Origin of the sequence: Neoroseomonas marina (assembly GCF_012927745.1) — a bacterium.
Taxonomy (GTDB): Bacteria; Pseudomonadota; Alphaproteobacteria; order Acetobacterales; family Acetobacteraceae; genus Neoroseomonas; species Neoroseomonas marina.
In genome coordinates, this window is the sequence record NZ_JABBKX010000002.1 from 509711 (window position 1) to 534866 (window position 25156).

The window sequence follows — 25156 nt, forward strand, 5'->3', positions numbered from 1 at the left end:
TCAGTCGAGGCTCATCAGGCTCGCATTGCCGCCCGCCGCGGCGGTGTTGGTGCTGACGGAGCGTTCGGAGAGCAGGAATTCCAGCGGCGCGGCATGCGCCGCGTCGACGCGGAAGACCGGCCGCAGCGGGCCGGGCAGGGCGGCGATGACGGGGCAGGCCTCGGGGAGCGCCGCGCCTTCCACCAGCGCCACGGACCATGGACCAGGGCCGATCGCCGGCGCCGCCGTTACCTGCGCGCGCTGGGCGGGCAGCAGGGCGTCGCGTAGCGCGGCGGGCGCGACCAGCCGCACACGGTTCCCGGCCGCGAGCGCCGCCTCGACCTGGGCGCGCAGCCCGGCCTCGGTGGTGGCGACGCAGAGCACCTCCCCGCGCGGTTCCAGCCGGTATTCGTTGCGCTCACCCACCGGGCCGGGCAGCAGGGCGACAGGCGGCAACGGCGGCATCGCAGGCGCGCGCGCGAGTAGCCGCCGCAGGTAGAGCGGCCCGCCCGCCTTCGGCCCGGTGCCCGACAGCCCATGCCCGCCGAAGGGCTGCACGCCGACCACGGCGCCGATCAGGTTCCGGTTGACGTAGACATTTCCGGCCGGCGCCGCCGCGACCAGGTGGTCGATCGTCTCGTCGATGCGGGAATGCACGCCGAAGGTCAGGCCGTAGCCGGTGGCGGCGATGGCGGCGACCAGCGCCTCGGTCTCCTCGCGCCGGTAGCGCAGGACGTGCAGCACGGGGCCGAAGACCTCGCGCTCCAGTTCGGCGATGGCGCCGATCTCGACAAGGGTCGGCGCGACGAAGGTGCCATGCGCGCAGGCCTCGGGCAGCGGGAGGGCGTGGACCGCGTGGCCCTTGGCACGCATCGCCTCGACGTGGCGCAGGATGGTGTCGCGCGCCTCGGTCGTGATGACCGGGCCGACATCGACCGGGAGCCGGTCCGGCACGCCGATCATGAGTTCCGCCATCGCGCCCTTCAGCATCGCGACTACCCGACCCGCGATCTCCTCCTGCAGGCACAGGACACGCAGCGCCGAGCAGCGCTGCCCCGCGCTGTCGAAGGCGGAGGCGAGCACGTCGGCGACCACCTGCTCGGGCAGGGCGGAACTGTCGACCACCAACGCATTCTGCCCGCCGGTCTCGGCAATAAGCGGCACGGGGCTGCCGTCGCCGCGCAGCCTCCGTGCGAGCTCGGCGTTGATCAGCCGCGCCACTTCGGTCGACCCGGTGAACATCACGCCCTGGATGCGCGGATCGGCCACCAGCCGCGCCCCCACCGCGCTGTCGCCCGGCAGCAGCTGCACGACGGCGGGCGGCACGCCGGCCTCCCGCAGCAGCCCGACGGCGAGGCTGCCGATGATGGGCACTTCCTCGGCGGGCTTGGCGAGCACCGGATTGCCGGCCGCCAGCGCCGCCGCAACCTGGCCGGTGAAGATCGCGAGGGGGAAGTTCCAGGGCGAGATGCAGGCGATGGGGCCGAGCGGTTCCGCGCCGTCCAGCCCACGCGCGCCGGCGGCGTAGTAGCGCAGGAAGTCCACCGCCTCCCGCACCTCGGCGATGGCGTTGGGCAGGGACTTGCCGGCCTCGCGCACGATGGGTCCGATCAGCAGGTCCATGCGTGCTTCCATCAGCGCGGCGGCGCGGTCCAGCAGCGCGGCGCGCGCGACGGGCGGCGTCGCGGCCCAGCCGGGCGCGGCGGCCTCGGCCTGCGCGATGGCGCGGTCGACCGTCGCGGCATCGGCTTCGACCACATGGCCGACCAGGTCGCGATGGTCGGCGGGGTTGCGGAGCTCGCGCGCCGCGCCCGCCGCGGCGCCGTCGCCGAGCAGCGGCACCGCCCGCAGCGGCGTCGCCACGCCCGCCGCGAGTGTCGCCGCCAGCGCTGCCAGCCGGTCCTCGTTCGCCAGGTCGAGCCCCGCCGAATTGCGCCGTTCCGCCCCGAACAGCGCCGGCGGCGCGGCGATGCGGTCATGCGGACGGCCGACCGGGACCAGTGCCTCGGCCGCCGCGACGGGGTCTTCCAGCAGCGCGTCCACCGGCACGTCCGGATCATGGATGCGATGCACGAAGGAGGAATTCGCCCCGTTCTCCAGCAGCCGCCGCACGAGATAGGCGAGCAGCGTCTCATGCGTGCCGACGGGCGCGTAGATTCGGCAGGCGCGGTTCAGCTTCGCCGGGCCGACCACCTCCTCGTAGAGCGGTTCGCCCATGCCGTGCAGGCACTGGAACTCGTAGCGCGCATCTGGTCCCGCCATGGCGTGGATGGCGGCCAGCGTCTGCGCGTTGTGCGTCGCGAATTGCGGGAACACCGCATCCTGCGCCGCGAGCAGCCGCCGCGCGCAGGCGAGATACGACACATCCGTATGCACCTTGCGCGTGAAGACCGGGAAGTCGTCCAGCCCGTCCACCTGCGCGCGCTTGATCTCGCTGTCCCAATAGGCGCCCTTGACCAGGCGCACCATCATCCGACGCCCGGTGCGGCGGGCCATGTCGACCACCACGTCCACCACGAAGGGCGCGCGGCGCTGATAGGCCTGGATGACGAAGCCGACGCCGTCCCAGCCCGCCAGGGCCTCGTCGTGGCAAAGCGCTTCCAGAAGGTCGAGGGAGAGTTCGAGCCGCTCGCTCTCCTCCGCATCGATGTTGAGCCCGATGTCGTAGCGCTTCGCGAGCCGCGCGAGATGCGCGAGGCGCGGCAGCAATTCCCCCATCGCCCGCGCCCGCTGCGCGCGCGCATAGCGCGGATGCAGCGCCGAGAGCTTCACCGAGATGCCTGGCCCCTTCTCGATCCCGCGCCCGGCCGCGGCCGCGCCCATGGCGTGGACCGCCTGCTCATAGGCCGCGAGGTAGCGCGCGGCGTCCGCCGCCGTCATCGCCGCCTCGCCGAGCATGTCGTAGGAATAGCGGAAGCCCTTGGCCTCCATCGTGCGGGCGCGGGTGAGCGCCTCCTCGATCGTCTGGCCGGTGACGAACTGCTCGCCCATCATCCGCATGGCGAGGTCGACGCCGCGGCGGATCACGGGCTCGCCGGCGCGGGCGATCAGCCGGGTCAGCGCGGCGCCGAGGCCCGCCTCGTTGCCCGTCGCCGTCAGCCGCCCGGTGATGACCAGCCCCCAGGTCGCCGCGTTCACGAACATCGACGGCGAATGCCCCAGATGCGCCGCCCAATCCCCGCCGCCGATCTTGTCGCGGATCAGCGCGTCCCGCGTCGCCGTGTCGGGGATGCGCAGCAGCGCCTCGGCCAGGCACATGAGCGCGACGCCCTCCTGGCTCGAGAGGGAGAATTCCTGCACCAGCGCCTCGACCCCGCCCTTGCGCGGATGGGCGCGCAGCGCAGTGACCAGGCGGCGGGCGAGGACCGTGGCCTGGGCCTGCTCGGGTTCCGACAGCCGCGCTGCCGCGATCAGCGGCGGCAGGCAGTCGGGCTCGGGCCGGCGATGCGCAGCGGTGACGGCACGGCGCAGTGCGTCGCGCGGGACGTGATCGCGGACCAGGTCGGCAAACGGCGCAGGCGGGGCGGTCACGGCAGGCGGTCCTTCCTCGGGTGGCGGAACCAGCCTATGGCGCAGGACGCCGAATGGGCACGCGCCGTTTTGCCTGCAGTGCCGTACAATTGAAGCCAAATCGCCGCAGGTGCCGAAGGATCATCGCCCATGGACAAGACCGACCTGCGCATCCTGGACATCCTCCAGCGGGACGGCCGCATCACGAACCTGGACCTCGCCGAGCGCATCGGCCTGTCCCCCGCCGCCACCAGCGACCGCTTCCGCCGTCTGCTGAAGGACGGCTACGTCACCGGCTTCGGCGCGCGGCTGGATCACCGGACGCTGGGCTTCGGCCTGCTCGCCTTCGTCGAGGTGCTGCTCGACAAGACCACCCCCGACGTCTTCGCCCGCTTCGCCGAGGCAGCGAACCGCGCGCCGGAGGTCCTCGAATGCCACATGGTCGCCGGCGGCTTCGACTACCTGGTCAAGGCGCGGCTCAAGGACATGGGCGCCTATCGCCGCTTCCTGGGCGAGGTGCTGCTCAGCCTGCCCGGCGTGAAGGAAACCCGGACCTATGCGGTGATGGAGGAGGTCAAGAACGACGGTCCCCTGCCGCTGCTGTGATGACGGGCCGCCAGCCCAGCAGCCGCAGCGCGTTCAGCGTCACCAGCACCGTCGCGCCGGTGTCGGCCAGGATCGCCGGCCACAGCCCCGTGATGCCCGCCATGGTGGTGACGAGGAACAGCCCCTTCAGCCCCACCGCCACGGCGACGTTCTGCTTCACATTCGCCATGGTCGCACGCGACAGCGCGACGAGCTCGGCGACTCCCGTCACGCGGTCCTTGAGCACCGCGGCGTCCGCGGTCTCGAGCGCGACGTCGGTCCCGCCGCCCATCGCCACGCCGACATCGGCGGCGGCGAGCGCCGGCGCGTCGTTGATGCCGTCGCCGACCATGACGACGGGCCCGGCCTCCCGCAGCGTCGCGATCTCGCGCAGCTTGTCGGCGGGCAGCAGCTCCGCGCGGGCCTCCAGCCCCAGGGCGGCGGCGATCGCCGCCCCGGTGCGACGGTTGTCGCCGGTCAGCATCACGGGGGTCAGGCCGAGCGCGGTGAGCGCGGCGATGCCCTGGGCCGCATCGCCGCGTGGTTCGTCGCGCAGGGCGATGAGGCCCGCCGCCATCCCATCCACGACGACCGCCGCGACCGTGTTGCCGGCCTGCTCGAGCCGTGTGGCCTCCTGTTCCAGCGACCCGAAGCCGACCCCTTCCTCCCGCGCATGGCGCGGGCTGCCGACGCTGACGCGCCGCCCCGCGACCGTGCCCGTCGCCGCGCGTCCCGGGATCGCCGCCTGTGCCTCGGCGGCGGGCACGGGTACGCCACGCGCCTCGGCTTCCGTCAGGATCGCGCGCGCGAGGGGGTGGGAGGAGCCCTGTTCCACCGCCGCCGCGAGGGACAGCACCGCGGCCGCGTCGCCGCCCTCCGCTGCCAGCACCTCGGTCACCCGGGGTCGGCCCTCGGTGAGCGTGCCGGTCTTGTCGAAGGCGACGGTCCGCGCCGCGCCCATCGCCTCGAGCGCCGCGCCGCCCTTCACCAGCAGCCCGCGCCGCGCCCCCGCGGACAGCCCCGAGGCCATCGCCGCCGGCACCGAGATCACCAGCGCGCAGGGGCAGGCGATCAGCAGCACCGCCAGGCCGCGATAGAGGCTGGTCCACCAGTCCCAGTCCAGCAGGACGGGCGGCAGCAGGATTGCGAGCAGCGAGACCGCCATCGCCCCCGGCGTCCACCAGGCAGCGAAGCGCTCGATGAAGCGCTGCGTCGGCGCACGGGATGCGGTGGCGTCCTCCACCATGCGAATGATGCGCGCGATGGTGTTGTCGGCCGCGGCGCGCGTCACGCGGATGCGGATGGCGCCGTCCGCGTTGATGCTGCCGGCGACGACGGCATCGCCGGGCCCACGCGCCACCGGCACGCTCTCGCCCGTCACCGGGCTTTCATCCAGGGCGGACTGGCCCTCCGCGATCACGCCGTCGCACGGCACGCGGTCCCCGGGGCGGACCAGGACCAGGTCGCCGACGACGAGCGCCTCGGGCTTCACATCCTCGATCGTGCCGTCGGCGCGCAGGCGCAGCGCGGTGCGCGGCATCAGGTCGGCCAGGGCCCGGATCCCGTCCCGCGCGCGGCCGGCGGCGACGGTCTCGAGCAGCTCGCCCACGGCGAAGAGCAGGACCACGACCGCCGCTTCCTCGGCCGCGCCGATCACTGCGGCGCCGATCGCCGCGGTGCACATCAGCGTCTCGATGCTGAAGGGGCTGCCGGCGCGCGCCAGCGCGATGGCCCGGCGCCCGAAGGGCACCAGGGCGACCAGCGTCGCGACCAGGAAAATGGCGTCGGTCAGCCGCTGCGGTAGCGCGAGGGACAGCGCATAGGCGCCGAGCACCAGCGCCCCCAGCACCCAGACGAGCCGCGCCTTGCCGGTGCGCCACCAGGGCAGGCCGGCCTCGGCGGGGTCGTCATGGTCATGGCCGTGCCCGACAGGGCCGTGGTCATGATCATGATCATGGTCGTGGTCGTGGTCATGGTCGTGACAACGGTCGCCGCCACCGACCCTTTCGGCCTGGCGTGGACCGCGTCCCGCCTCGATCGGTGCGACGCTGTAACCGAGCGCGGTGACCTGCTGTTCCACCGCCTCCCGCGACGTCGTGCCCGGGGCGAGGGTGAGCGACAGCCGCTCGGCCATCAGATTCACCTCGACGGCCGACACACCGGGCAGGCGCCCGACCGCCTTGGTCACCTTCGCGACGCAGGCGGCACAATCCATGCCGCCCACCCGCCATTGCAGTCTCGGTTCCGTCGGCATGCCCGCCGCTCCTTCGCGCCGGAGATGCATATGGGATCTCCAGTCGCTGGAGGTTCAAGCCCCGAAACCGCGCCGGCGGGTCATACGATCTCGATCTCGCCGGTCATGCCGTGCTGGGCATGGCTGCGCCCATCGGCGCCGACAATGCCGCAGCGCAGGTCGGTGATGCGCCCCGTGGCGACCGGCACGAACCACCATTCGGCGGCATGGCCCGGATAGACCTCGATCTCGCGGATCGCGCCCTTGAACTCCGCCAGGGTGACGCGCCGCCCATCCGGCCCGGCCTGCGTGACCTGGACCTTGCGCGTGAAGACGCGCGCGGCGAACTCGTCCGAGGTGAAGTAGTGCGGGTCCCGGCTCACATTGCGCAGGACCAGCCGGTAGAGCCGCCCGGTCTCGAAACGCAGCCGGTTCGGATGGAAGGCGTGCGCCCCGTCCGGGCGACCGAGTTCGACGACCGTTTCCGTCGGCTCCTGCCGCGTCATGTCGCCGGCCGCGCGCGCCGCCCGCGGCAGCGCCGCGGCCGCCGCCACAGCCAGGACCAGGGAGCGCCGCGTCGCCGGTGCCCGGCATTCCTTCGCCACCATCGTTTCCTTCCTTGTCCCGGATCAGTCGCCGAGCAGTGCGTCGCCCAGCACCTTGAGGTTCAGCGCCACGATCAGCGCCGCCGAGGCCCAGCCGAGCACCAGCTGCCAGCGCGGCGCCGCCAGGGCGCCGAGCCGCCCCTTGTCCGAGGCGAACATCATCAGCGGGATCACCGCGAAGGGCAGCTGCATCGACAGGATGACCTGCGAGAGGATCAGCAACTGCGCGGTACCCGAGGCGCCGTAGTACCAGGTGACGATGACCGCCGGCACGATCGCGATCAGTCGCGTCACCAGCCGCCGCAACACCGGCGAGAGGCGGAAGCGCAGGAAGCCTTCCATCACCACCTGGCCGGACAGCGTCGCCGTCACCGTCGCGTTCACGCCGCACAGCAGCAGCGCGACGGCGAACAGCGTCGCCGCGAGCGTGCCGCCCAGCAGCGGCGTCATCAGCTGGTAGGCGTCCTGGATCTCCGCGACCTCGGTGTTGCCGGTGGTGTGGAAGATGGCCGCGGCGGTGATCAGGATCGCCGAGTTCACCAGCAGCGCCAGCGCCAGGGCCAGGGTGCTGTCGATGGTGGCGAAGCGGATCGCCTCCTTCTTCCCGGCCTCGTCGTCCTGCCAGGCGCGGGACTGCACCACCGCGGTATGCAGGTAGAGATTGTGGGGCATCACCGTCGCGCCGAGGATGCCCATGGCGATGTAGAGCTGCGTCTGGTCCGTCACGATCGAGGAGGACGGGACGTAGCCGCGCAGCACGTCGCCCCACACCGGGTCGGACAGCACGATCTGGACCGCGAAGCACCCGAAGATCAGCATGATGAAGCCGAAGATCAGGGCTTCCAGCCAGCGCACGCCCTTGTTCTGCAGCCACAGGATCAGGAAGGCGTCGAGCGCGGTCAGCAGCACGCCGAAGATCAGCGGGATGCCGAACAGCAGCTCGAGCGCGATGGCGGTGCCGATCAGCTCCGCCAGGTCGGTGGCGCAGATCGCGATCTCGGCCAGGAACCACAGCGGATAGGCGATCGGTTTCGGAAACCGCTCGCGACACAGCTGCGCGAGATCCCGGCCCGTCGCGATGCCGATGCGTGCGCAGAGTGCCTGCAGCAGGATCGCCATCAAGGAGGAGAGCAGCGCGACGGAGAGCAGCGTGTAGCCGAAGGCCGACCCGCCCGCGAGCGCGGTCGCCCAGTTGCCCGGGTCCATGTAGCCGACCGCGACCAGGTAGCCCGGCCCCATGAAGGCGAACAGCTTGCGCAGGAATCCCGCCGAATTCGGTACGGCGACGCTGCGATGCACCTCCGGCAGGCTGGGGGGGCTGGCGGCGACGGCCTCCGATGGCGGGTTCATGCAGGACCTCCGAAAGTTAGCCTAGGCTAAGAAGTGTGCAGGCGGCTATCAAGGGGTTCACGTCGGGACTCCTTCATTCCATGCGCAGAACCCTGGCCCCGCGCCCCCTGCCCCCCGCCGAGGACCAGGCGGCCCGCTTCGCCCGCCAGCGCGAGGCCGACCGGACCGCCACGGCCGAGGACTATGTCGAGCTCATCGCCGACCTGCTGCGGGCGGACGGGGAGGCGCGGGCGGTCGACATCGCGCGCCGCATGGGCGTGTCCCAGGCGACCGTCACCGCCACCATCGGCCGGCTGCAGCGCGACGGGCTGGTCGAGACCAAGCCGTATCGCGGCCTGTTCCTGACCGATGCCGGCCGCGACATGGCCGCCGCCGCGAAGGCGCGGCACGAGCTGGTGGTGCAGTTCCTGATCGCCGTCGGACTCGATGCCGAAACGGCCGAGCAGGACGCCGAAGGGATCGAGCACCATGCCAGCGAGGCCGCCCTGCAGGCCTTCGAGCGCTTCCTCGCAGCCCGGAAGGCCGCCGGATGAGTGCCGCCTATTCCATCGGCGACCTGGCGCGCGCGACCGGGGTGAAGCCCACCACCATCCGCTGGTACGAGCAGGAAGGCTGGCTGCCGCCGGCGGCGCGGACCGCCGGCGGGCACCGGGCCTATGGGCCGGCGCATCTGCGGCGCCTCGGCTTCATCCGCCACGCGCGGGAACTCGGCTTCGAGAGCGAGGCGATCCGCGCGCTGCTCGACCTCGCGGATCATCCGGAGGCCGATTGCGGCGACGCGCACCGGCTGGCGACGGACCAGATCCGGGAGATCGACGCGCGGATGCGGCGCCTCGCGGCGCTGCGGGCGGAACTGGCGCGGATGGCCGAGGAATGTGCGGGCGGGACGATCGGCCGTTGCCGGATCATCGAGACGCTCGCGGATTTCGCTCACGGGCACTGCGCCGATCCCGGGCACGGCCGCGACTGAGCCGGCGCGGAACGCCGCCGTCTCGCTGGAGCCCGTGACGGTTTCCAAAGGCCCTTCGGCCTTTGGTGGGGAGAGCCCGAGAGGGGCAAAGCCCCTCTCGGCCCTTGCCCCCGGCTTCGCGGGTGCCCATTCCAGAACGGACCGCCCTGCCGTGCCGGGGCTCCCCCCGACACGACCGGATGCTTCATGCCCCGCTGGCTCCCCTTGCTCCTTGGCTTCCTGACCGCCGTCGGGCCCCTGTCCACCGACATGTACCTGCCGGCCTTCCCGGCCATCGAGGCCGAGCTCGGCACCGCGCGGGGCAGTGTCGAGATCACGCTGGCGGCCTGGTTCGTCGGGCTCGCGGTGGGGCAGCTGGTGCAGGGCACGTTGGCGGATCGGCTCGGCCGCCGCGGACCGCTGATCGTGGGCACGACGATCTACACCCTCGCCTCGGTGGGCTGCGCCATGGCCGGCGACATGGCGACGCTCGCCGCCTGGCGCTGCGTCGCGGCCTTCGGCGGCGCGGCGAGCGCCGTGATCCCCCGGGCCATGGTGCGCGACCTGGCCGAGGGGCTCGAGGCCGCGCGACTGATGTCGAAGCTGATGCTGGTGATGGGCGCGGCGCCGATCCTGGCACCCACGCTGGGCGGGCTGCTGCTCGGCGCCGGCGGGTGGCGGATGATCTTCTGGGCCTGCGTCGCCTATGGCGCGCTGTCCTGCCTGCTCGCCGCGCTGCTGCTGCCCGAGACGCTGCCGCCGGACCGCCGCGCGCGGCGGTCAGCCATCACGCTGCTGGCCGATTTCATCGAGATCGGGCGCGAACGCGGCTTCATCAGTCATGCGCTGATGGGCGCGATGGCGATGTTCGCGGTCTTCGCCTTCATCGGCGGCGCGCCGGACGTCTACATCGCGCATTTCGGCATCCCCGCGAGCCGCTTCGGCCTGCTCTTCGCCGTCAGCGCGACGGGCTTCATCGCGGCGTCGCAGTTCAACCCGACCCTGCTGCGCCGCTTCGGGCCGCGCCGCGTGCCCTCGATGGCGTTGCGCGTCAGCGCCATCGCGGCGGGGGGCGTGCTGGTGGCGGCCTTCACCGGCTGGGGCGGCATCTGGGGCGTCTTCGTCCCGGCGGCGATCGCGCTGGCGGCGACCGGGCTGATCTTCCCCAACGCGGCGGTCGGCGCGCTGGCGCGGCATCCGGCGCGGGCGGGCAGCGCCTCGGCCCTGCTGGGCACGCTGCAATTCACCTGCGCGGCGCTGGGCAGCGCGTTGGTCGGCGCGCTCGCCGACGGCACGCCGCGGCCGATGGCGCTGCTGATGCTGGTCGGCGCGCTCGCCGCGCTCGCCGCCGGGTCGCTGCGTCCGGCCGTGCGTCCATCGGCGTGAGGGCCGCTCAGCGCGGGTGAGGAGAACTCGGTTCCCCGCCCGCGCCCTGCGCGGGACCATCGCCCGGCATGACGGCGGTCCCGGCCTTTTCGCGCAGATCCTCGCGGCCCCTGAGCCGCCGCGCGACGGTCAGCACCCGCCGTCCTGAGACCCTGCGACGAGGCCTGCATCGGTCCGCCTTCGCCGACGCGCGTCTTCCTCCCGATCAGGGTCTGCATTCCATGTCCGTCGTTTCCGTCTGCGTCGCCTGGCTGCGGCGTCTGTTCCGCGTCGCGCCGCCCACGCCCCAGGCCGAGGCGCTCGACCCGCAGGGCCGGCGCGATGTCGGCCTGCCGCCCGCCCCGCGCAGCGCCGAGACCGAGCAGGCGCGCCTGCTGCAATACGGCCCCTTCTGGTGATCCCATGACCGCCGGCCCGTCGCTCCGCACGGTGGTGATCGTCGCCGCCCTGGTCATGTCCGTCTCGATGGGGCTGCGGCAGTGCTTCGGCCTGTTCCTCGGCCCGGTAGGGGAGGATCTTGGCGTCGCGGCGGCGTCCTTCGGCTTCGCGGTGGCGTTGCACAACCTGGTCTGGGGCCTGGCGCAGCCCTTCGTCGGCGCGCTCGGCGACCGCTTCGGGCCACGGCCGGTGCTGCTCGGATGCGGGGTGCTCTACGCGGCGGGGCTGCTGCTGATGGCGACGTCGCACACGCCCTGGATCGGGCTCGATCTCGGGATGGGCGTGCTGACGGGGCTCGGCATCGCGGGGACGGGGTTCGGCGTGCTGCTCGGCGCGGTGTCGCGCGCCGCGCCGCCGGAACGGCGCAGCGTGCTGCTGGGGCTCGTCTCGGGCGCGGGGTCAATGGGGATCCTGGTGCTCGCACCCGCGGGCGATGCGATGATCGCAGCCTTCGGCTGGCGCGGCGCGGTGTTGGGCTATGCCGCGGCCTGCGGGGCGATGGTGGCCGTGTCGGTCCTCATCGGCGGCGCGCCGCGCGGTCCCGCGGTGCGCGCGCCGGCGCTGCCGCTCGGGGCGACGCTGCGGGCGGCGCTGGCGCATCGCGGCTTCGTCGTGATGTCCGTCGCCTTCTTCGCCTGCGGCTTCCAGCTGATGTTCATCACCACGCATCTGCCGCGGTTCCTCGGCCTGTGCGGCCTGGCCCCGGCGGTGGGGGCGCAGGCGCTGGCGGTGATCGGGGTGTGCAACGCCTTCGGATCCTACGGCTTCGGACTGCTCGGGCAGCGCTTCAGCCCGAAGCGGCTGCTCGCGGGTATCTATGCCATCCGCACCATCGCGATCGTGGCGTATCTGTCGGTGCCGGTCTCGGCGGCGAGCACGCTGGTCTTCGCCGCGGTGATGGGGGCGACCTGGCTCGGGGTGGTGCCGCTGGTCTCGGCGCTGATCGGGCGCCTGTTCGGCCTGGCGCGGTTCAACATGCTGTTCGGCGTGGTGTTCCTCGGGCACCAGCTGGGCGGCTTCGCGGGGGCCTGGATGGGCGGCCTCGTGCTCGATGCGACGGGCGGCTACGCTGCGGCCTGGTGGGCGCTGGTGGCAGTGGGCGCGACGGCGGCCCTGCTGCAATGGCCGATGGACGACCGTCCGCGCCCGATGCCCGGAGTTGCCCCCGCATGAGCCTGTTGATCCACGTCGCCCCCGGAACCTGCGCCCTCGCGACGCTGATCGCGCTCGAGGAAGCCGGGGCGGACTACACGGCGCGGCGCGTCGACTTCGCCGCGGGCGAGCAGCGCTCGCCGGGCTTCCTCGCGGTGAACCCCAAGGGCCGCGTGCCGGCACTGGTGATCGAAGACGGCGTGCTGACCGAGACGCCGGCGCTGCTCACCTACGTCGCGCAGCGCTTCCCCGCCGCCGGCCTCGCGCCCTTCGAGGATTCCTTCGCCTTCGCGCGGATGCAGGAGTTCAACGCCTATCTCTGTTCGACCGTCCATATCGCGCATGCCCACCGCATGCGCGGGCATCGCTGGGTGGACGACCCGGACGCGATGGCCGCCATGCAGCGCAAGGTGCCGGAGAACATGGCCGCCTGCTTCGACCTGATCGAGACGACGATGCTGCGTGGCCCCTGGGTGCTCGGCGATCGCTACAGCCTGGCGGATGGCTACCTGCACACCATCGCGCGCTGGCTGCCGGCGGACGGCGTCGATCCCGCGCGCTTCCCGCGCGTCGCGGACCACGGCGCGCGCATGGCCGCACGCCCTGCGGTGCAGCGCGCCCTGGCGCGGGAGAGCGGCGGATGAGCCGCCCCGCGCTGCGCCGTACCGACAAGGCGATGACGCCGCACGACATCGCCGCGCTGCTCGCCACCGCGCGTGTCGTGAACCTCGCCACCGCCGGCGCGGATGGCGTGCCCTATGTCGTGCCCAACCTCTTCATCTGGGAGGGGGGCACGATGCGCGTGCACACCACCTCGGCGCAGGGGCATTTCGCGCGCAACCTCGCCGCCAACCCCCGCGTCTGCTTCGCGGTGCACGAGGCCGGGGAGGTGTTTCCCTATGGCGAATTCGACTGCGACACCTCGATGGCCTTCCGCAGCGTGATCGGCTGGGGCACCGTGACGATCGAGGATGCCGAGGCCGACAAGGCCCGCTTCTTCGACGCGCTGATGGCGAAGTATGGCGACCCGTCCTGGCAGCGCCCGCCCGGCTTCTATCCGCGGCTGGGCGAGGTCACGGTCTTCCGCATCGCGGTCGAGGAGCTCACCGGCAAGTCCGGCCCGCTGCCCGGCCCGGCGGAGCGCTGGCCGGCGGTCAACGCGACCCGGTCCCCCGGCGCCGTGCCCCCGCGGCGCTGACCGATGGATGCCGCCTTCCCGCCCGGGCTCGGCGCGATGCTCCTCGCCGCGGCGGCGCTGATGGGCAGCCCGGGCCCGTCCACCATCAGCGTCACCGCGGTCGGCGCCGCCTTCGGGCTGCGACGGGCGATGCCCTACGTCGCGGGCCTGATCCTGGGCACCACCGCCGTGTTGCTCGCGGTGGCGACGGGACTCTTCGCCGCGCTCGCGGCGGTGCCGCAGGCCGGGCCGGTGCTGACGGCCGCCGCGGCGCTCTACATCCTGTGGCTCGCGGTGCGGATCGCCCGCGCACCGCCGCTCGCGCGCGACGATCCCTCGGTGCCCGCGCCTTCGGTGCTGGGCGGGCTGCTGCTCGCCACCGCCAATCCCAAGGCGTGGATCGTGTTCAGTGCGCTGTTCGCGGCGTCGCGGCTGGAAGGCCTGCCGCCGGTGGCCGAGGCCGTCGCGAAGACGCTCGCCCTGATGGCGATGATCGTGCTGATGCACCTCGCCTGGCTGCTGGTCGGCACATCGTTGGCGCGGCTGCTGTCGCAGCCCGCCGCGTCGCGCGCCGTGAACCTTGTGCTGGCCGCGGCGCTGGTGCTGGCCACCGCCTGGGCCTTGCTGCCGCGATGACCGGAGACGCCCGATGACCGCCCCGATCGCCTTCTGGTTCGACTTCGCCTCGCCCTTCGCCTGGATCGCGTCGACGCAGATCGAGGATCTCGCGCGCCGCAACGGCCGCAGCGTCGATTGGCGCGCCATCCTGCTCGGCGTGGTGTTCCGCACGACGGGGATGGCGCCGATCCTCGACCAGCCGCTGCGGCGGGACTACGTGCCGCACGACCTCGCGCGCGTGGCGCGGCGGCAGGGGCTGACACTGGCGCGGCCGCTGGCACCGCCGGGCACCTCGCTCGCCTGCGCGCGGGTGTTCCATGCCATCGCGCTCGAGGATCCCGCGCTGGCCGGCCGCTTCGCCCGCGCCGCAATGACGGCGATCTTCGGGCAGGGGGCGGACCTCGACACCGCCCCGGCCGCCCAGGCCTTCGCCGCGACGCTGGGGCCCGAGGCGGCGCGCCTCGCCGTGCAATCCGAGGCCCCGCCCGCGCGCGACGCGCTGCGTGCCGCAACGCAGGAGGCGATCGCCCAGGGCGTCTTCGGCGCCCCCTTCATCGTCGTGGACGGCGAGCCCTTCTGGGGCCAGGACCGCCTGCCCATGGTCGAGGCCTGGCTGCGCGAAGGCCCCTGGTAGCCCGCGCAGCCCCGCCCTGCGCTGTGCGCGAGGCGCTTTCCGCGCCGCCGGTGCTACGGTCGCGCGCGATGGAGAGAGTCCCGCACAGGCTGCCGCCGCTCGCCGCGCTCCGGTTGTTCGAGGCCGCAGGCCGCCATGCCAGCTTCGCGGGCGCCGCGGGCGAGCTGGGCGTGACGCCGAGCGCCGTCAGCCATGCGGTGCGCACGCTCGAGGACCGGCTCGGCCTGCCGCTGTTCCGCCGCGATGCGCGCACCCTGGCGCTGACGCCGGCCGGCGAGGAACTGCTCGCGGAAGCGACCCGCGCCTTCGAGGGCCTGACCCGGGTGATGGATCGCCTCGATGGCGCGCGGCACCAGGCGGGGTTGCGCGTCAGCGCCGCGCCGACCTTCGCCGCCCGCTGGTTGGTGCCCCGCCTGCCGCGCCTGCGCCGCGACCATCCCGGCCTGACGGTCGCGATCAGCAGCGAGCAGGGCTGGGTGGAACTCGGCGACGGGCGCTACGACTTCGCCATCCGCATGGCGCGCGAACCCTCCGGTGCGGGGGAATGGCAGCACCTGTCCGACATCCGCCTGGTGCCGGTCGCCGCGCCGCGCTTCGCGGGGCAGGCGCTGGCCGCGGTGCTGGCGCGGCTGCCGACACTGCATGTCACCTCGACGCAGGAGGATTGGGACGCCTGGGCCGCCGCGCGCGGCGCGCCGCCGCCGGACCGCGCGCGGGGCCTGCGCTTCGACACGGTGCACATGGCGGTGGACGCGGCGGCGCAGGGGCTCGGCGTCGCGCTCGCCCGCCTGCCGGTCTGCGCGGAGGACCTCGCCGCCGGCCGCGTCGTGGCGCTGGATGAACCGGTGCAGGCGGGCGTCGCCTATTGGCTGGTGGCGCGCCCCGGCGCGTTGCGCCAGGCAGAGGGGCGCACCTTCGTCGCCTGGCTGCGGCGGGAACTCGCGGGCGAGCCTGTCCCGGCCTAAATGATGGCGGCCTCGGCCAGCATCCCGGTGCCGAAGTGTTCCAGCTCGACGCCGGACAGCGATGTGCCCGTGACGCGGCATTCGCGCACCACCGGCTGGCCGCGATGCAGCACCAGCAGCAGGCGGTCCCCGTCCCGCAATCCGGTCACGCCGCCGATCACCGCGCGCGTGGTGGACAGCATCCGCAGCACCGCCTCCCGTCGCTGCCAACCGAGCAGCACGGTGCAAGGCTCGTCGAAGGCGTAGAGCGTCGCGACGTATGTCGGGCCGGGAGGGTCCGGGCGCAGCGCATCGCGCGCCGCCATGGTCGTCATCTGGGGCCTCCTGCCGCCGCGTGCGCCAGCAGGGGCGCCGCCGGCAGCATGCGCGGGGAGGCCTTAACGAAGCGTCGCCGGCGCAACTATCCGCCGGCGGGAACGCCCTTCGACGTCGAGTATTCGAAATGCAGCGCCTCACCGGGGAAGACGCGCGGATGGATGGCGTGCGCGGCCATCGCCGCCTCGCTGAAGCCCTGCAGGATCAGCTTCAGCTTGCCCGGATAGGTCGCGATGTCGCCGATGGCGAAGACGCCATCGACGTTCGTCGCGCAGGTCGCGGGTTCCACCCGGATGTGGTTGTGGTCGAGCCCCAGCCCCCAGGACGCGATCGGGCCGAGTTCCATCGACAGGCCGAAGAAGGCCAGCAGGTGGTCGGCGGGGATGTCGCGTTCCTCGCCCTTCAACGTGGCGAGCGTCACCGCCTCCAGCCGCGACCCGTCGCCCTTCAGCCCGTGCAGCTGGTAGGGGATCGCCATCTCGATCTCGCCGCGTTCGGCGGCGGCTTCGAGCTGGGCGGAGGTCTCCGGCGCGGCGCGGAACTTCGGGCGGCGATGCACCACCGTCACCTTCGCCGCCACGTCCTTCAGCGACAGCGCCCAGTCCACCGCGCTGTCGCCGCCGCCGGCGATCACCACGCGCCTGCCGCGGAATTCCTCCCGCCGCGCGACCAGGTAGCGCACGGCGCCCGAGGCTTCGTAGCCCGGCAGCCCATCCAGCGGCGGGCGGTTCGGGCCGAAGGCGCCGGCGCCGGCGGCGATCACCACCGCCTTGCAGCGCACCGTGTCGCCCGCGCTGGTGCCGAGCACGATCGTCCCGTCCTCCCGCGCCAGCGTCTCGACGCGGCGGCCGAGCAGGAAGGTCGGCGCGAAGGGCTCGATCTGCTTCTCGAGGTGGCCGATCAGGTCCGCCGCCGCGATCGCGGGATGCGCGGGGATGTCGTAGATCGGCTTTTCCGGATAGAGCGCGGTGCATTGCCCGCCCACGGCGTCCAGCGCATCGATCACCACCGATTTCATGCGCAGCATGCCGCATTCGAAGACGGCAAAGAGGCCCACAGGCCCCGCGCCGATGATCGCGACATCCGTTTCGATGACGGCCGCCATGGCCACTCCCCCGAATCCTGGGCCGCGTGATAGACGGAAGCGCCCAAGGATCATAGCGGGCCGCACCCCCCTTTCATGCCCCGGACCGTCGCCCTGGACCTGCCCGACCTTTCCGCCACCCATGCCCTGGCCGCGCGGCTTGCCCGGCTGCTGCGCGCGGGGGATGCGGTGCTGCTGGAAGGGCCGCTCGGGGCCGGGAAGTCGGAGCTGGCCCGCGCCGTGCTGCGCGCCGCCGCCGGGGACCCGGCCCTGGAAGTGCCGAGCCCGACCTTCACCCTGGTCCAGTCCTACGACCTTCCCGCGGGCCCGGCGCATCACTTCGACCTCTACCGCCTCGACGGGCCCGAGGGCCTCGCCGAACTGGGCTGGGAGGAAGCGCGGGAGGGCATCGTGCTGGTGGAATGGCCCGAACGGCTCGGCAACGAACGGCCGGAGGGCGCGCTCACCGTGACCCTCAAACCGCTCGCGGCGGAGGAGGCGCGGCACGTCACCCTGTCCGGCTGGGACGAACGGCTCGGGGCGCTGGCGGCATGAGGGACGCGACCGACTTCCTGCGGGCCGCCGGCTTCGGCGCGGCGCGGATCGATCCGCTGCCGGCCGATGCCTCCTTCCGGACATACGCCCGGCTGACCGGCGGCCCGGCCCCCGCGCTGCTGATGGACGCCCCGCCGCCCGAGGACGTCCGCCCCTTCCTCGCGGTCCAGCGCCACATCGCGGGCATCGGCCTCTCGGCGCCGTCGATCCTTGCGGCCGACGAGGCGAACGGCTTCCTGCTGCTCGAGGATTTCGGCAACGCCACCCACGCCGCGCTGCTCGATGCCGGCGAGGATGCGCTGCCGCTCTACCTCGAGGCCGCCGAGACGCTCGCCGCGCTGCACGCCGCCCCGCCGCCCGCGCACCTGCCCGCCTGGGGCGCGGCGCGCATGGCCGAGACGACGGCGGCGACCTTCCTCGACTGGTGGTGGCCCGCGACCTTCGGCACGCCGGCCGATGCCGCGACGCACGCTGAGCTCGCCGCGGCCATCACGACGATGGTCACGCCCTTCACCACCGCCGGCTGCTTCGTCCATCGCGACTATTTCCCGGCCAACCTGATGCGCCTGGCCGCGCGCCCCAGCCCGCGCCGCACCGGGCTGATCGACTTCCAGGACGCCGCGCACGGCTCCCCCGCCTACGACCTCGTCTCGCTGGTCGAGGATGCGCGGCGGGACGTCGCACCCGGAATCCGCGCCGCTGCCATCACGCGCTACCTCGACGCGCGCGGCGACCTCGACCGCGAGGACTTCGCCGCCGCCATGGCCGCTTGTGCCGCGCAGCGGCACCTGCGCGTTGCGGCGCTCTGGGTGCGGCTCGACCGGCGCGATTCCAAGCCGCACTACCTGGTGCACGGGCCGCGCTGCTGGCGCCTCCTCGCCGCCGCGCTGGAGCACCCGGCGACACGCCCGCTGCGCGACTTCCTCGACGCGCGCGTCCCGCCCGCGCTGCGCCGCAACCCCGTGGCCGTGACGGAGCCCGCATGATCACCCTCACCCACGGCATGGTCCTGGCCGCCGGCCTCGGCACGCGCATGCGGCCGCTCACCGACGATCGCCCCAAGCCGCTGCTCGAACTCCACGGACGGTCCCTGCTCGACCACGCGCTCGACCGGTTGCAGGCCGCCGGGGTGCAGCAGGCCGTGGTCAACGCCCATTGGCATGCCGACCAGATCGCGGTCGCGATGTCCCTCCGCGCCGATCCCTGCATCACCCTGCAGAAGGAAGACACGCTGCTCGAGACCGGCGGCGGCGTGACCCTCGCCCTGCCGAACCTCGGCACCGGACCCTTCGCCGTGGTGAACGGCGACGCCTTCTGGCTCGACGGCCCGACCCCCGCGCTGACCCGGCTCGCCGCCGCCTTCGACCCCGAGCAGATGGACGCGCTGCTGCTGATGGTCCGCACCACCCAGGTGGACGGCACGGTCGGTCACGGCGACTTCCTGCTCGATCCCCTCGGCCGCATGCGCCGGCCGAAGGAACGCGAGATCGCGCCCTATCTCTACGCCGGCGTGCAGATCCTCTCGCCGGCCCTCTTCGCCGACGCGCCTGCCGGCGCCTTCAGCCTCAACCGCCTCTATAACCAGGCGATGGAGAACGGCCGCCTCTTCGGCCTGGTCCACGACGGTGCCTGGTTCCACCTCTCCACGCCCGAAGACCTGCACCACGCGGAAGAAACGCTGCGGGCAGGACTGGCGCGGGCGCTGTTCTGAATGGGGGACGCGGCGCGGCGGGGGAGGGCGCTGCCCTCCCCCGGACCCCCACCCGCCAGAGGCCGAAAGGCCTCTGGACACCAGGACTTGATCGCGGATTTCGGGGAGGGGCATGGCATGCGCGTCGCGCTGGGCGCACCGGTGATGCCCCTCCCCGAAATCCCCGATGAATCTATCAGTTTCCAAAGGCCTTTCGGCCTTTGGTGGGGTGAGGTCCGGAGAGGGGCAAAGCCCCTCTCCGCCAGCGCCGGGTGCCCCCGTTCATGACGCTCCACGCCATCCCCCCGCAGGTTCCCTTCCTCGGGGCGCTGGCCCTCGGCGTGCTGGACCGGGTGCCCGGCGGCGCCGAGGCCTTGGCGCGGGTGACGGTGTTGTTGCCGACGCGGCGTGCGGCGCGTGGGTTGCGGGAGGCGTTCCTGCGCGCGGCGGGCGGGCGGGCGTTGTTGTTGCCGCGGATGCGGGCGCTGGCGGGCCTGTCGACCGAGGAGGCGGAGGAGCTGGCGCTGCCGGACCTGCTCGACCTGCCGCCCGCGGTGGCGCCGCTGGCGCGGCAGTCGGTGCTGGCGGCGATGGCGCAGCGGATTCCGACGCGGGCGGGCGGGCCGGCGACGCCGGAACAGGCCTGGCTGCTGGCCGGCGAGCTGGCGCGGCTGTTCGACGAGATCGCGCTCGAGGAAGCGGACGTCGCGATGCTGGAGCGCGAGCCGCCGGAACGGTTCGCCGAGGTGTGGCTGGCGCGGCTGGATGGCCTGGTGCCGGAGAAGCACGCGACGCATTGGCAGATCACGACGACGGTGCTGCGCGCGGTCGCGACCGACTGGAACGACTGGCTGACGGATCGCGGGCTGCTCGATATCGGCGTGCGGCGCGTGAAGGCGCTGGCGGCGCAGGCGGCGGCCTGGCAGCGGTATCCGCCGGCAGAGATGACGGTCGCGGCGGGCATCGGCGCGGGCGGCACGATCCCGGCGGCGGCGGAACTGCTGCGCGTGCTGGCGGCGGCGCCGCAGGGGCATGTGGTGCTGCAGGGATTGCCGGAGCCGGTGGATGACGCGCTGTGGGAGGCGATCCGCGCGGCGCCGACTCATCCGCTGGCGGGACAGGCGCGGTTGCTGAAGGCGCTGGATGCGACGCCGGCCGATCTGACGCCGTGGCATGACGACGTGCCCGCGACGGCGCCGCGCGATCGCGCGGTGCTGCTCGGTCGCGCACTGCATCCGGCGGAGGGGCTGTCGAGCTGGACGGAGCGCGACCCGTCGCGCTGGCGCGATGCCGCGCGCGGCGTGACGCGGCTGCATGCGGCGGAGGCGCAGCAGGAAGCCGCCGCCATCGCGCTGCTGCTGCGCGAGGCGATGGAAACGCCCGAGGCGCGCGCCGCGCTGATCACGCCGGATCGCGATCTGGCGCGGCGGGTGTCGGCGGAACTCGCGCGGCACGGCATCACGGCGGACGATTCCGCGGGCGAGCCTTTGGCCGAGACGCCTGCGGCCGCCTTCCTGCGCCTGATCGCGCGGATGGTGGCGGAGGATTTCGCGCCGGTGCCGCTGCTCGCGGTGCTGAAGCATCCGCTCTGCACGGGCGGGATGGAGCGCGCGGACTGGCTGGCGGCGGCGCGGGCGCTGGAACGCGCGGCGCTGCGCGGGCCGCGGCCGGCGCCGGGGCTGTCGGGATTGCGCGCGAGCCTGACGGCGACGCGCGGTGCCGCGACGGGGTCGGTGACGGCGCTGCTCGATGCGCTGGAGGCCGCGCTCGCGGGCTTCGACGTGCTGCCGCAATCGCCGGCGCGGCCGCCGGCGGATCTCCTGGCGGCACATATGGCGGCGGCCGAGACGCTGGCGGCGACGCCGGACCTGCCGGGCGGGCTGCGGCTTTATGCCGGGGAGGAAGGCGAACCGCTCGCCCGCCACCTGCACGACCTGTCCGAGGCGCTGCCGCACCTGCCGCCCATGGCGCCGGCGGATTGGCCCGATCTGTTCGAGGCGTCGCTCGCCGGGCCGGTCGCGCCGTCGCTGCGCGCGGTGCGCAACCGCGGCGACGCGCCGCATCCGCGCATCGCGATCCTCGGCCTGCTGGAAGCGCGGCTGCAATCCTTCGACCGGGTGATCCTTGGCGCGCTCGAGGAATCCGTCTGGCCGCAGGCGACCGAGCCGGGTCCGTGGATGAGCCGCCCGATGCGCGGGGAATTCGGCCTGCCGGAACCCGAGGCGCGGATCGGCCGCGTCGCGGCGGATTTCCTCTATGCCGCGGCGGCGGCGCCGGAGGTGGTGCTGTCCTCGGCCGCACGGCGCGGCGGGGCGCCGACGGTGCAGGCGCGCTGGCTGACGCGGCTGGACACCTTCCTGGCCGGGCAGGGCGGGCTGGCGCTGGAGGCCTCGCCGGCGGCGGGATGGGCGGCGGCGCTGGATGCCCCCGCGACCGTGACGCCGGTGCCGCGCCCGATGCCCGCGCCGCCGGCGGAGCTGCGCCCGCGCCGCCTGACGGTGTCCGACGCGCAGCAACTGATCGCCGATCCCTACGCCTTCTATGCGCGCCGGATGCTGCGTCTGAATGCGCTGAAAGACCTCGACCTCGATGTCGGGGCGATCGAGTACGGCACGCTGGTGCATGACGCGATGGCGGGCTTCCTGCGCGCGCTCGGCACCGCCTGGCCCGGGCATGACGCCGCGCGTGCCGCCTGGGACCGCGCGGCGGCGGCGGCGCTCGACAAGCACGCCGACCGGCCGGGGATCCTCGCCTTCTGGGGGCCGCGCCTGTCCAACATCGGCGGCTTCGTCATCGAGGAGGAGGCCCGGCTGCGCGCCGGCGGCGGCCTGCTCGCCTGCCTGGTGGAGACCAAGGGCGTCGCCAGGCTCCGCATGGCCGAGGGCGAGGTGGAGATCGAGGCGCGCGCCGACCGGCTGGACCATCTCAGCCGCGGCGGCTGGCGCGTGGTGGACTACAAGACCGGCACGGTGCCGCGGGAGAAGGACCTGCTGGAAGGTGCGGCCCCGCAATTGCCGATCGAGGCCTGGCTGCTCGCCGAGGGGGCCTTCGCCGGCGCACAGGGCGAGGCCGCCGAACTGCTCTACTGGAGCCTGACGGGCGGCGAGCAGGCCGGGGAAGTGAAGCATATGAAGGCCGACGAGGACTATGCGGCGCTGGCGCGGGAGAGGCTGATGGCCCTCGCGGCGCGCTGGCTGCTGGGGGAAGCGCCCTTCGCGTCACGGCCCCACCCGGCGCGCAGCGCGGCGGGCGGGGATTACGATCACCTGGCGCGGATCGAGGAATGGTCGGCAGGGACCGGGGACGGGTGATTGCGGAATTGGAGGGGCGCTGCCCCTCCAAGCCTCCCCGCCAAAGGCCGAAAGGCCTTTGGAAACCATGACCTTGTGTGGCAGGCCGCCGGGGCGAGGCCGCGAGGGGCGGCGCCCCTCTCGGCCCGTCATCCCTCGGCGCGATCCGCCTCGGACTCGTCCTCGCGATCCTCGTCGCGCATCGCTGCGGGGCGCTCGGGGCCATAGATCCCGCTATGCGCCTCCGCCCCAGCAACCGGTGCGCGGTCCGCCGTCACGGCGCCCAGCGGCGCCAGCCACAGCGCGAACAGCCCGGTGACGGCAGCGCGGCGAATGGGTCGCATGTGAGGCACTCCCCTGTTCCTCGCGACCAGCCTCGACAGGCCGCGCGACGTTCAGGGGGCGGAAGAAGGGCAGAAACAAGGCGCCCTGTAACGCTTCAGTACAGCAGGTTACAGCCTGCGCTTCGTGCTGGCGCACAGGGCGAGCCCGTGCCAGCCGTCAGGCGCGCTCGGTGACGCCCTCGGCGAAGCCCGCCACCAGTTCGCGGATGCGCGCGGGGTCGGATTGCTCCATGACGCGCCGCGCGAAACGCGCGCAGTCCCCGATGTCGAGCGCCCGCACCGCCTGCTTCACGCGCGGCAGGGCGGAGGCATTCATCGAGAAGGTCCGCACGCCGAGGCCGAGCAGCAACCCCGTCAACTGGGGATTGCCCGCCATCTCGCCGCAGATCGACACCGGCATGCGCAGGCGCAGCGCCGCTTCGGTGGCGAACTGCACCAGGCGCAACACCGCCGGGTGCAGCGGGTCGTACAGGTGGGACACCTCCGCCTCCGCCCGGTCCACCGCGAGGGTGTACATGGCGAGGTCGTTGGTCCCGATGGCGAAGAAATCGGCTTCCAGCGCGATCGCGTCGGCGGCCAGGGCCGCGCCGGGCGTCTCGATCATCGCGCCGAGCAGGGGCAGCTTCTCGGGCAGCTTGTCGCCGCGGCGGCGAAGGCGACGGGCGACGCGGTCGTAGATCTCGCGCGCCTGCTTCACCTCCTCGGGGATGGTGACCATCGGCAGCAGCAGCCGGACGTCGCCGTCGCCGGCCGCGGCGGCGACGCGCAGCACGGCGGCGAACTGGACTTCGAGCAATTCGGGCCGCTTGAGCAGCATGCGCAGCCCGCGCAGGCCGAGCGCGGGGTTCGATCCGGCATGGACGGGCGCGACGCCCTCGGCGAGTGCCTCCATGTCCTTCTCGCCGCCCCAGTCGAGTACGCGGATGGTGACCGGCTGGCCTTCCATCGCGCCGACGATCTGGGTGTAGGCCTCGACCTGCGCATCCTCGTCGGGCAGGTCCTCGCGGTTCATGAACAGGAACTCGGTGCGCAGCAGGCCGATGCCCTGCGCGCCGGCCTGCGCGATGAGCGGCAGCTCCTGCGGGATCTCGAGATTCGCCTGCAGCTCGACCAGCTCGCCATCGGTGGTCTCGGCCGGCAGGCGCCGAAGCTTGGACAGCTTCGTCCGTTCCTTGGCGAAGGCGGCGAGCCGGTCCTTCGCCGCGCCGAGCGTGGGCGCGGAGGGATGCACCGTGACGACGCCCCCGGTGCCGTCGAGGACGACCTGGTCGCCGCGTTGGACCGTCTCGGTCAGCCCATGGGCGCCGAGCACCGCCGGGATGCCGAGGGCGCGCAGCATGATCGCGGTGTGCCCGTCGGTGCCGCCCTCCTCGGTCGCCACGCCCGCGATGCGCGCGGGGTCGAGCAGCGCGGCGTCGGCCGGGGTCAGTTCCTCGGCGACCAGGATGCAGCCCTCGGGCAGGTCCTTGAGGGTGCGGAAGGGCGTGGCGGTGAGGTTGCGGATCAGGCGGCGGGCGATGTCGCGCACCTCGTTGGCGCGCCGCGCCAGGCCCGCCTTGTCGTCGTCCTTGGCCGCGAGGATCGCCGCGCGGATGTCCTCGGATTCGTCGAGCACCGCGGTCTCGGCGGACAGCAGCTCGGCCTCGATGCGCTTGCGCGCGCCGCGGATCAGCCGCGAATTGCCGAGCATCATCAGATGCGCGTCGAGCAGCGGCGCGATCTCCTCCTGCGCCTCCTCGGGCAGGACGCCGATGCGCGTCTTCAGCTTGCCGATCTGCTTGCGGGAAAAGGCGACCGCGTTGGCGAGGTTCTGGCGCTCGTCCTCGACCGCTTCCGCGCCGATGGTCCGGCGCGGCGCCTCGGCCGGCGGGTCGGAGGTGTCGTAGACGGCGCCGATGGCGACGCCGGGCGACACCGCGATGCCCTGGACCGCGACCTCGCGCGGCTTCGCCTTCGCCTTGGTCTTCGGGGTCTCAGTCTTCATGGAAGCCGGCCTCGACCAGGCCGGCGACCGCCTCGAGCGCTTCCTTGGCGTCCCAGCCCTCGGCCTCGATCAGGATCTCGGCGCCCTGGCCGGCGCCGAGCATCATCAGGCCCATGATGGAGCAGGCCGGCACGCTCTCCCCGCCGCGCAGCACGTTGACGCAGGCGGAAAAGCGCTCGGCCGTGGTGACAAGCTTGGCGGCAGCGCGGGCATGCAGGCCGCGGCTGTTGCGGATGACGACGGTCCGCCGCAGCACCAGCCCGGAATCCCCGGGATCGCAGCCGCAGGGGTCGGCAGGCGGGGCCGGTTCGCC

General features: G+C 73.3%; 24 protein-coding genes. 15 read left to right on the forward strand and 9 right to left on the reverse strand.

Annotated elements, in window-relative coordinates; all coding sequences use genetic code 11:
- Entirely contained in the window at window positions 1-3510 is a 3510-nt protein-coding gene (putA, locus tag GWK16_RS07680; protein ID WP_338144427.1) for a bifunctional proline dehydrogenase/L-glutamate gamma-semialdehyde dehydrogenase PutA, read from the reverse strand.
- A 129-nt stretch (window positions 3511-3639) separates the two neighbouring features.
- Between putA and GWK16_RS07685 the strand changes: the two genes are divergently transcribed.
- A complete protein-coding gene (locus GWK16_RS07685; protein ID WP_170053353.1) occupies window positions 3640-4095 on the forward strand; it encodes an Lrp/AsnC ligand binding domain-containing protein in 456 nt (151 codons plus the stop codon).
- On the opposite strand, the gene GWK16_RS07690 is transcribed toward GWK16_RS07685, so the two are convergent.
- The 3 genes from GWK16_RS07690 to GWK16_RS07700 all read right to left on the reverse strand — a co-directional run bounded on the left by GWK16_RS07690 (window position 4064) and on the right by GWK16_RS07700 (window position 8262).
- Complete coding sequence (locus GWK16_RS07690) at window positions 4064-6328, reverse strand: heavy metal translocating P-type ATPase (protein WP_170053354.1); 2265 nt, start codon at window positions 6326-6328, stop codon at window positions 4064-4066. The genes GWK16_RS07685 and GWK16_RS07690 overlap by 32 nt on opposite strands.
- Before the next feature lie 80 nt (window positions 6329-6408).
- Window positions 6409-6915 (reverse strand): cupredoxin domain-containing protein, encoded by a 507-nt coding sequence (locus GWK16_RS07695; RefSeq protein ID WP_211187187.1) that lies wholly within the window; start codon window positions 6913-6915, stop codon window positions 6409-6411.
- Between the two features lie 21 nt (window positions 6916-6936).
- The gene (locus tag GWK16_RS07700) at window positions 6937-8262 is read right to left on the reverse strand and encodes an Nramp family divalent metal transporter (RefSeq protein ID WP_170053355.1); all 1326 of its coding nucleotides are present in this window, start codon (window positions 8260-8262) and stop codon (window positions 6937-6939) included.
- 80 nt (window positions 8263-8342) lie between these two features.
- Between GWK16_RS07700 and mntR the strand changes: the two genes are divergently transcribed.
- The 10 genes from mntR to GWK16_RS07750 all read left to right on the forward strand — a co-directional run bounded on the left by mntR (window position 8343) and on the right by GWK16_RS07750 (window position 15581).
- Window positions 8343-8795 (forward strand): manganese-binding transcriptional regulator MntR, encoded by a 453-nt coding sequence (mntR, locus tag GWK16_RS07705; RefSeq protein ID WP_170053356.1) that lies wholly within the window; start codon window positions 8343-8345, stop codon window positions 8793-8795.
- The gene (locus tag GWK16_RS07710) at window positions 8792-9232 is read left to right on the forward strand and encodes a MerR family transcriptional regulator (RefSeq protein ID WP_170053357.1); all 441 of its coding nucleotides are present in this window, start codon (window positions 8792-8794) and stop codon (window positions 9230-9232) included. Before mntR ends, GWK16_RS07710 begins: the two co-directional genes overlap by 4 nt.
- Before the next feature lie 186 nt (window positions 9233-9418).
- Window positions 9419-10597, forward strand: coding sequence for a multidrug effflux MFS transporter (locus GWK16_RS07715; protein ID WP_170053358.1), 1179 nt, complete (start codon window positions 9419-9421; stop codon window positions 10595-10597).
- Between the two features lie 221 nt (window positions 10598-10818).
- The gene (locus GWK16_RS07720; RefSeq protein WP_170053359.1) at window positions 10819-10995 is read left to right on the forward strand and encodes a hypothetical protein; all 177 of its coding nucleotides are present in this window, start codon (window positions 10819-10821) and stop codon (window positions 10993-10995) included.
- 4 nt (window positions 10996-10999) lie between these two features.
- The gene (locus tag GWK16_RS07725) at window positions 11000-12208 is read left to right on the forward strand and encodes an MFS transporter (RefSeq protein ID WP_170053360.1); all 1209 of its coding nucleotides are present in this window, start codon (window positions 11000-11002) and stop codon (window positions 12206-12208) included.
- The gene (locus tag GWK16_RS07730; protein WP_170053361.1) at window positions 12205-12831 is read left to right on the forward strand and encodes a glutathione S-transferase family protein; all 627 of its coding nucleotides are present in this window, start codon (window positions 12205-12207) and stop codon (window positions 12829-12831) included. Before GWK16_RS07725 ends, GWK16_RS07730 begins: the two co-directional genes overlap by 4 nt.
- A complete protein-coding gene (locus tag GWK16_RS07735) occupies window positions 12828-13385 on the forward strand; it encodes a pyridoxamine 5'-phosphate oxidase family protein (protein ID WP_170053362.1) in 558 nt (185 codons plus the stop codon). The genes GWK16_RS07730 and GWK16_RS07735 overlap by 4 nt, the downstream gene beginning before the upstream one ends.
- A gap of 3 nt (window positions 13386-13388) precedes the next feature.
- Entirely contained in the window at window positions 13389-14000 is a 612-nt protein-coding gene (locus GWK16_RS07740) for a LysE family translocator (RefSeq protein WP_170053363.1), read from the forward strand.
- A 13-nt stretch (window positions 14001-14013) separates the two neighbouring features.
- A complete protein-coding gene (locus tag GWK16_RS07745; RefSeq protein WP_170053364.1) occupies window positions 14014-14616 on the forward strand; it encodes a 2-hydroxychromene-2-carboxylate isomerase in 603 nt (200 codons plus the stop codon).
- A 68-nt stretch (window positions 14617-14684) separates the two neighbouring features.
- A complete protein-coding gene (locus tag GWK16_RS07750; RefSeq protein WP_170053365.1) occupies window positions 14685-15581 on the forward strand; it encodes a LysR substrate-binding domain-containing protein in 897 nt (298 codons plus the stop codon).
- Here GWK16_RS07750 and GWK16_RS07755 read toward each other — a convergent pair.
- Together GWK16_RS07755 and GWK16_RS07760 are read right to left on the reverse strand one after the other, a co-directional pair.
- Window positions 15578-15895 carry a hypothetical protein gene (locus tag GWK16_RS07755; RefSeq protein WP_170053366.1) on the reverse strand — a complete coding sequence of 106 codons (318 nt, stop codon included), beginning with the start codon at window positions 15893-15895 and terminating at the stop codon, window positions 15578-15580. The genes GWK16_RS07750 and GWK16_RS07755 overlap by 4 nt on opposite strands.
- Before the next feature lie 86 nt (window positions 15896-15981).
- Window positions 15982-17001, reverse strand: coding sequence for an NAD(P)/FAD-dependent oxidoreductase (locus tag GWK16_RS07760; RefSeq protein ID WP_170053367.1), 1020 nt, complete (start codon window positions 16999-17001; stop codon window positions 15982-15984).
- Between the two features lie 75 nt (window positions 17002-17076).
- Between GWK16_RS07760 and tsaE the strand changes: the two genes are divergently transcribed.
- From tsaE to addB, 4 genes are all read left to right on the forward strand, one after another.
- Complete coding sequence (tsaE, locus tag GWK16_RS07765) at window positions 17077-17535, forward strand: tRNA (adenosine(37)-N6)-threonylcarbamoyltransferase complex ATPase subunit type 1 TsaE (RefSeq protein ID WP_170053368.1); 459 nt, start codon at window positions 17077-17079, stop codon at window positions 17533-17535.
- Entirely contained in the window at window positions 17532-18521 is a 990-nt protein-coding gene (locus GWK16_RS07770) for an aminoglycoside phosphotransferase family protein (RefSeq protein ID WP_170053369.1), read from the forward strand. The genes tsaE and GWK16_RS07770 overlap by 4 nt, the downstream gene beginning before the upstream one ends.
- On the forward strand, window positions 18518-19246 hold the full coding sequence (locus tag GWK16_RS07775; RefSeq protein WP_170053370.1) for a nucleotidyltransferase family protein: 729 nt from the start codon (window positions 18518-18520) through the stop codon (window positions 19244-19246). The genes GWK16_RS07770 and GWK16_RS07775 overlap by 4 nt, the downstream gene beginning before the upstream one ends.
- A gap of 263 nt (window positions 19247-19509) precedes the next feature.
- Complete coding sequence (gene addB, locus GWK16_RS07780; protein WP_170053371.1) at window positions 19510-22536, forward strand: double-strand break repair protein AddB; 3027 nt, start codon at window positions 19510-19512, stop codon at window positions 22534-22536.
- Between the two features lie 128 nt (window positions 22537-22664).
- Here addB and GWK16_RS07785 read toward each other — a convergent pair whose 3' ends face one another.
- From GWK16_RS07785 to GWK16_RS07795, 3 genes are all read right to left on the reverse strand, one after another.
- Window positions 22665-22859: a hypothetical protein gene (locus GWK16_RS07785; RefSeq protein ID WP_170053372.1), complete on the reverse strand. Its 195-nt coding sequence runs from the start codon at window positions 22857-22859 to the stop codon at window positions 22665-22667.
- Between the two features lie 157 nt (window positions 22860-23016).
- Complete coding sequence (gene ptsP, locus GWK16_RS07790) at window positions 23017-24843, reverse strand: phosphoenolpyruvate--protein phosphotransferase (RefSeq protein WP_170053373.1); 1827 nt, start codon at window positions 24841-24843, stop codon at window positions 23017-23019.
- Window positions 24833-25102, reverse strand: a complete 270-nt coding sequence (locus GWK16_RS07795) for an HPr family phosphocarrier protein (protein ID WP_211187280.1) — start codon at window positions 25100-25102, stop codon at window positions 24833-24835. The genes ptsP and GWK16_RS07795 overlap by 11 nt, the downstream gene beginning before the upstream one ends.
- Window positions 25103-25156 lie beyond the last annotated feature (54 nt).

Bases quoted from the DNA above. Each gene is read 5' to 3' on its own strand.
- GWK16_RS07720 (WP_170053359.1), top strand. From the start codon at position 10,819: ATGTCCGTCGTTTCCGTCTGCGTCGCCTGGCTGCGGCGTCTGTTCCGC.
- GWK16_RS07725 (WP_170053360.1), top strand. From the start codon at position 11,000: ATGACCGCCGGCCCGTCGCTCCGCACGGTGGTGATCGTCGCCGCCCTG.
- GWK16_RS07700 (WP_170053355.1), bottom strand. From the start codon at position 8,262: ATGAACCCGCCATCGGAGGCCGTCGCCGCCAGCCCCCCCAGCCTGCCG.
- GWK16_RS07695 (WP_211187187.1), bottom strand. From the start codon at position 6,915: ATGGTGGCGAAGGAATGCCGGGCACCGGCGACGCGGCGCTCCCTGGTC.
- GWK16_RS07785 (WP_170053372.1), bottom strand. From the start codon at position 22,859: ATGCGACCCATTCGCCGCGCTGCCGTCACCGGGCTGTTCGCGCTGTGG.
- GWK16_RS07750 (WP_170053365.1), top strand. From the start codon at position 14,685: ATGGAGAGAGTCCCGCACAGGCTGCCGCCGCTCGCCGCGCTCCGGTTG.
- GWK16_RS07710 (WP_170053357.1), top strand. From the start codon at position 8,792: ATGAGTGCCGCCTATTCCATCGGCGACCTGGCGCGCGCGACCGGGGTG.
- GWK16_RS07770 (WP_170053369.1), top strand. From the start codon at position 17,532: ATGAGGGACGCGACCGACTTCCTGCGGGCCGCCGGCTTCGGCGCGGCG.
- ptsP (WP_170053373.1), bottom strand. From the start codon at position 24,843: ATGAAGACTGAGACCCCGAAGACCAAGGCGAAGGCGAAGCCGCGCGAG.
- GWK16_RS07760 (WP_170053367.1), bottom strand. From the start codon at position 17,001: ATGGCGGCCGTCATCGAAACGGATGTCGCGATCATCGGCGCGGGGCCT.
- GWK16_RS07740 (WP_170053363.1), top strand. From the start codon at position 13,389: ATGGATGCCGCCTTCCCGCCCGGGCTCGGCGCGATGCTCCTCGCCGCG.
- GWK16_RS07775 (WP_170053370.1), top strand. From the start codon at position 18,518: ATGATCACCCTCACCCACGGCATGGTCCTGGCCGCCGGCCTCGGCACG.
- GWK16_RS07715 (WP_170053358.1), top strand. From the start codon at position 9,419: ATGCCCCGCTGGCTCCCCTTGCTCCTTGGCTTCCTGACCGCCGTCGGG.
- GWK16_RS07730 (WP_170053361.1), top strand. From the start codon at position 12,205: ATGAGCCTGTTGATCCACGTCGCCCCCGGAACCTGCGCCCTCGCGACG.
- addB (WP_170053371.1), top strand. From the start codon at position 19,510: ATGACGCTCCACGCCATCCCCCCGCAGGTTCCCTTCCTCGGGGCGCTG.
- GWK16_RS07745 (WP_170053364.1), top strand. From the start codon at position 14,014: ATGACCGCCCCGATCGCCTTCTGGTTCGACTTCGCCTCGCCCTTCGCC.
- GWK16_RS07685 (WP_170053353.1), top strand. From the start codon at position 3,640: ATGGACAAGACCGACCTGCGCATCCTGGACATCCTCCAGCGGGACGGC.
- mntR (WP_170053356.1), top strand. From the start codon at position 8,343: ATGCGCAGAACCCTGGCCCCGCGCCCCCTGCCCCCCGCCGAGGACCAG.
- GWK16_RS07735 (WP_170053362.1), top strand. From the start codon at position 12,828: ATGAGCCGCCCCGCGCTGCGCCGTACCGACAAGGCGATGACGCCGCAC.
- tsaE (WP_170053368.1), top strand. From the start codon at position 17,077: ATGCCCCGGACCGTCGCCCTGGACCTGCCCGACCTTTCCGCCACCCAT.
- GWK16_RS07755 (WP_170053366.1), bottom strand. From the start codon at position 15,895: ATGACGACCATGGCGGCGCGCGATGCGCTGCGCCCGGACCCTCCCGGC.
- GWK16_RS07690 (WP_170053354.1), bottom strand. From the start codon at position 6,328: ATGCCGACGGAACCGAGACTGCAATGGCGGGTGGGCGGCATGGATTGT.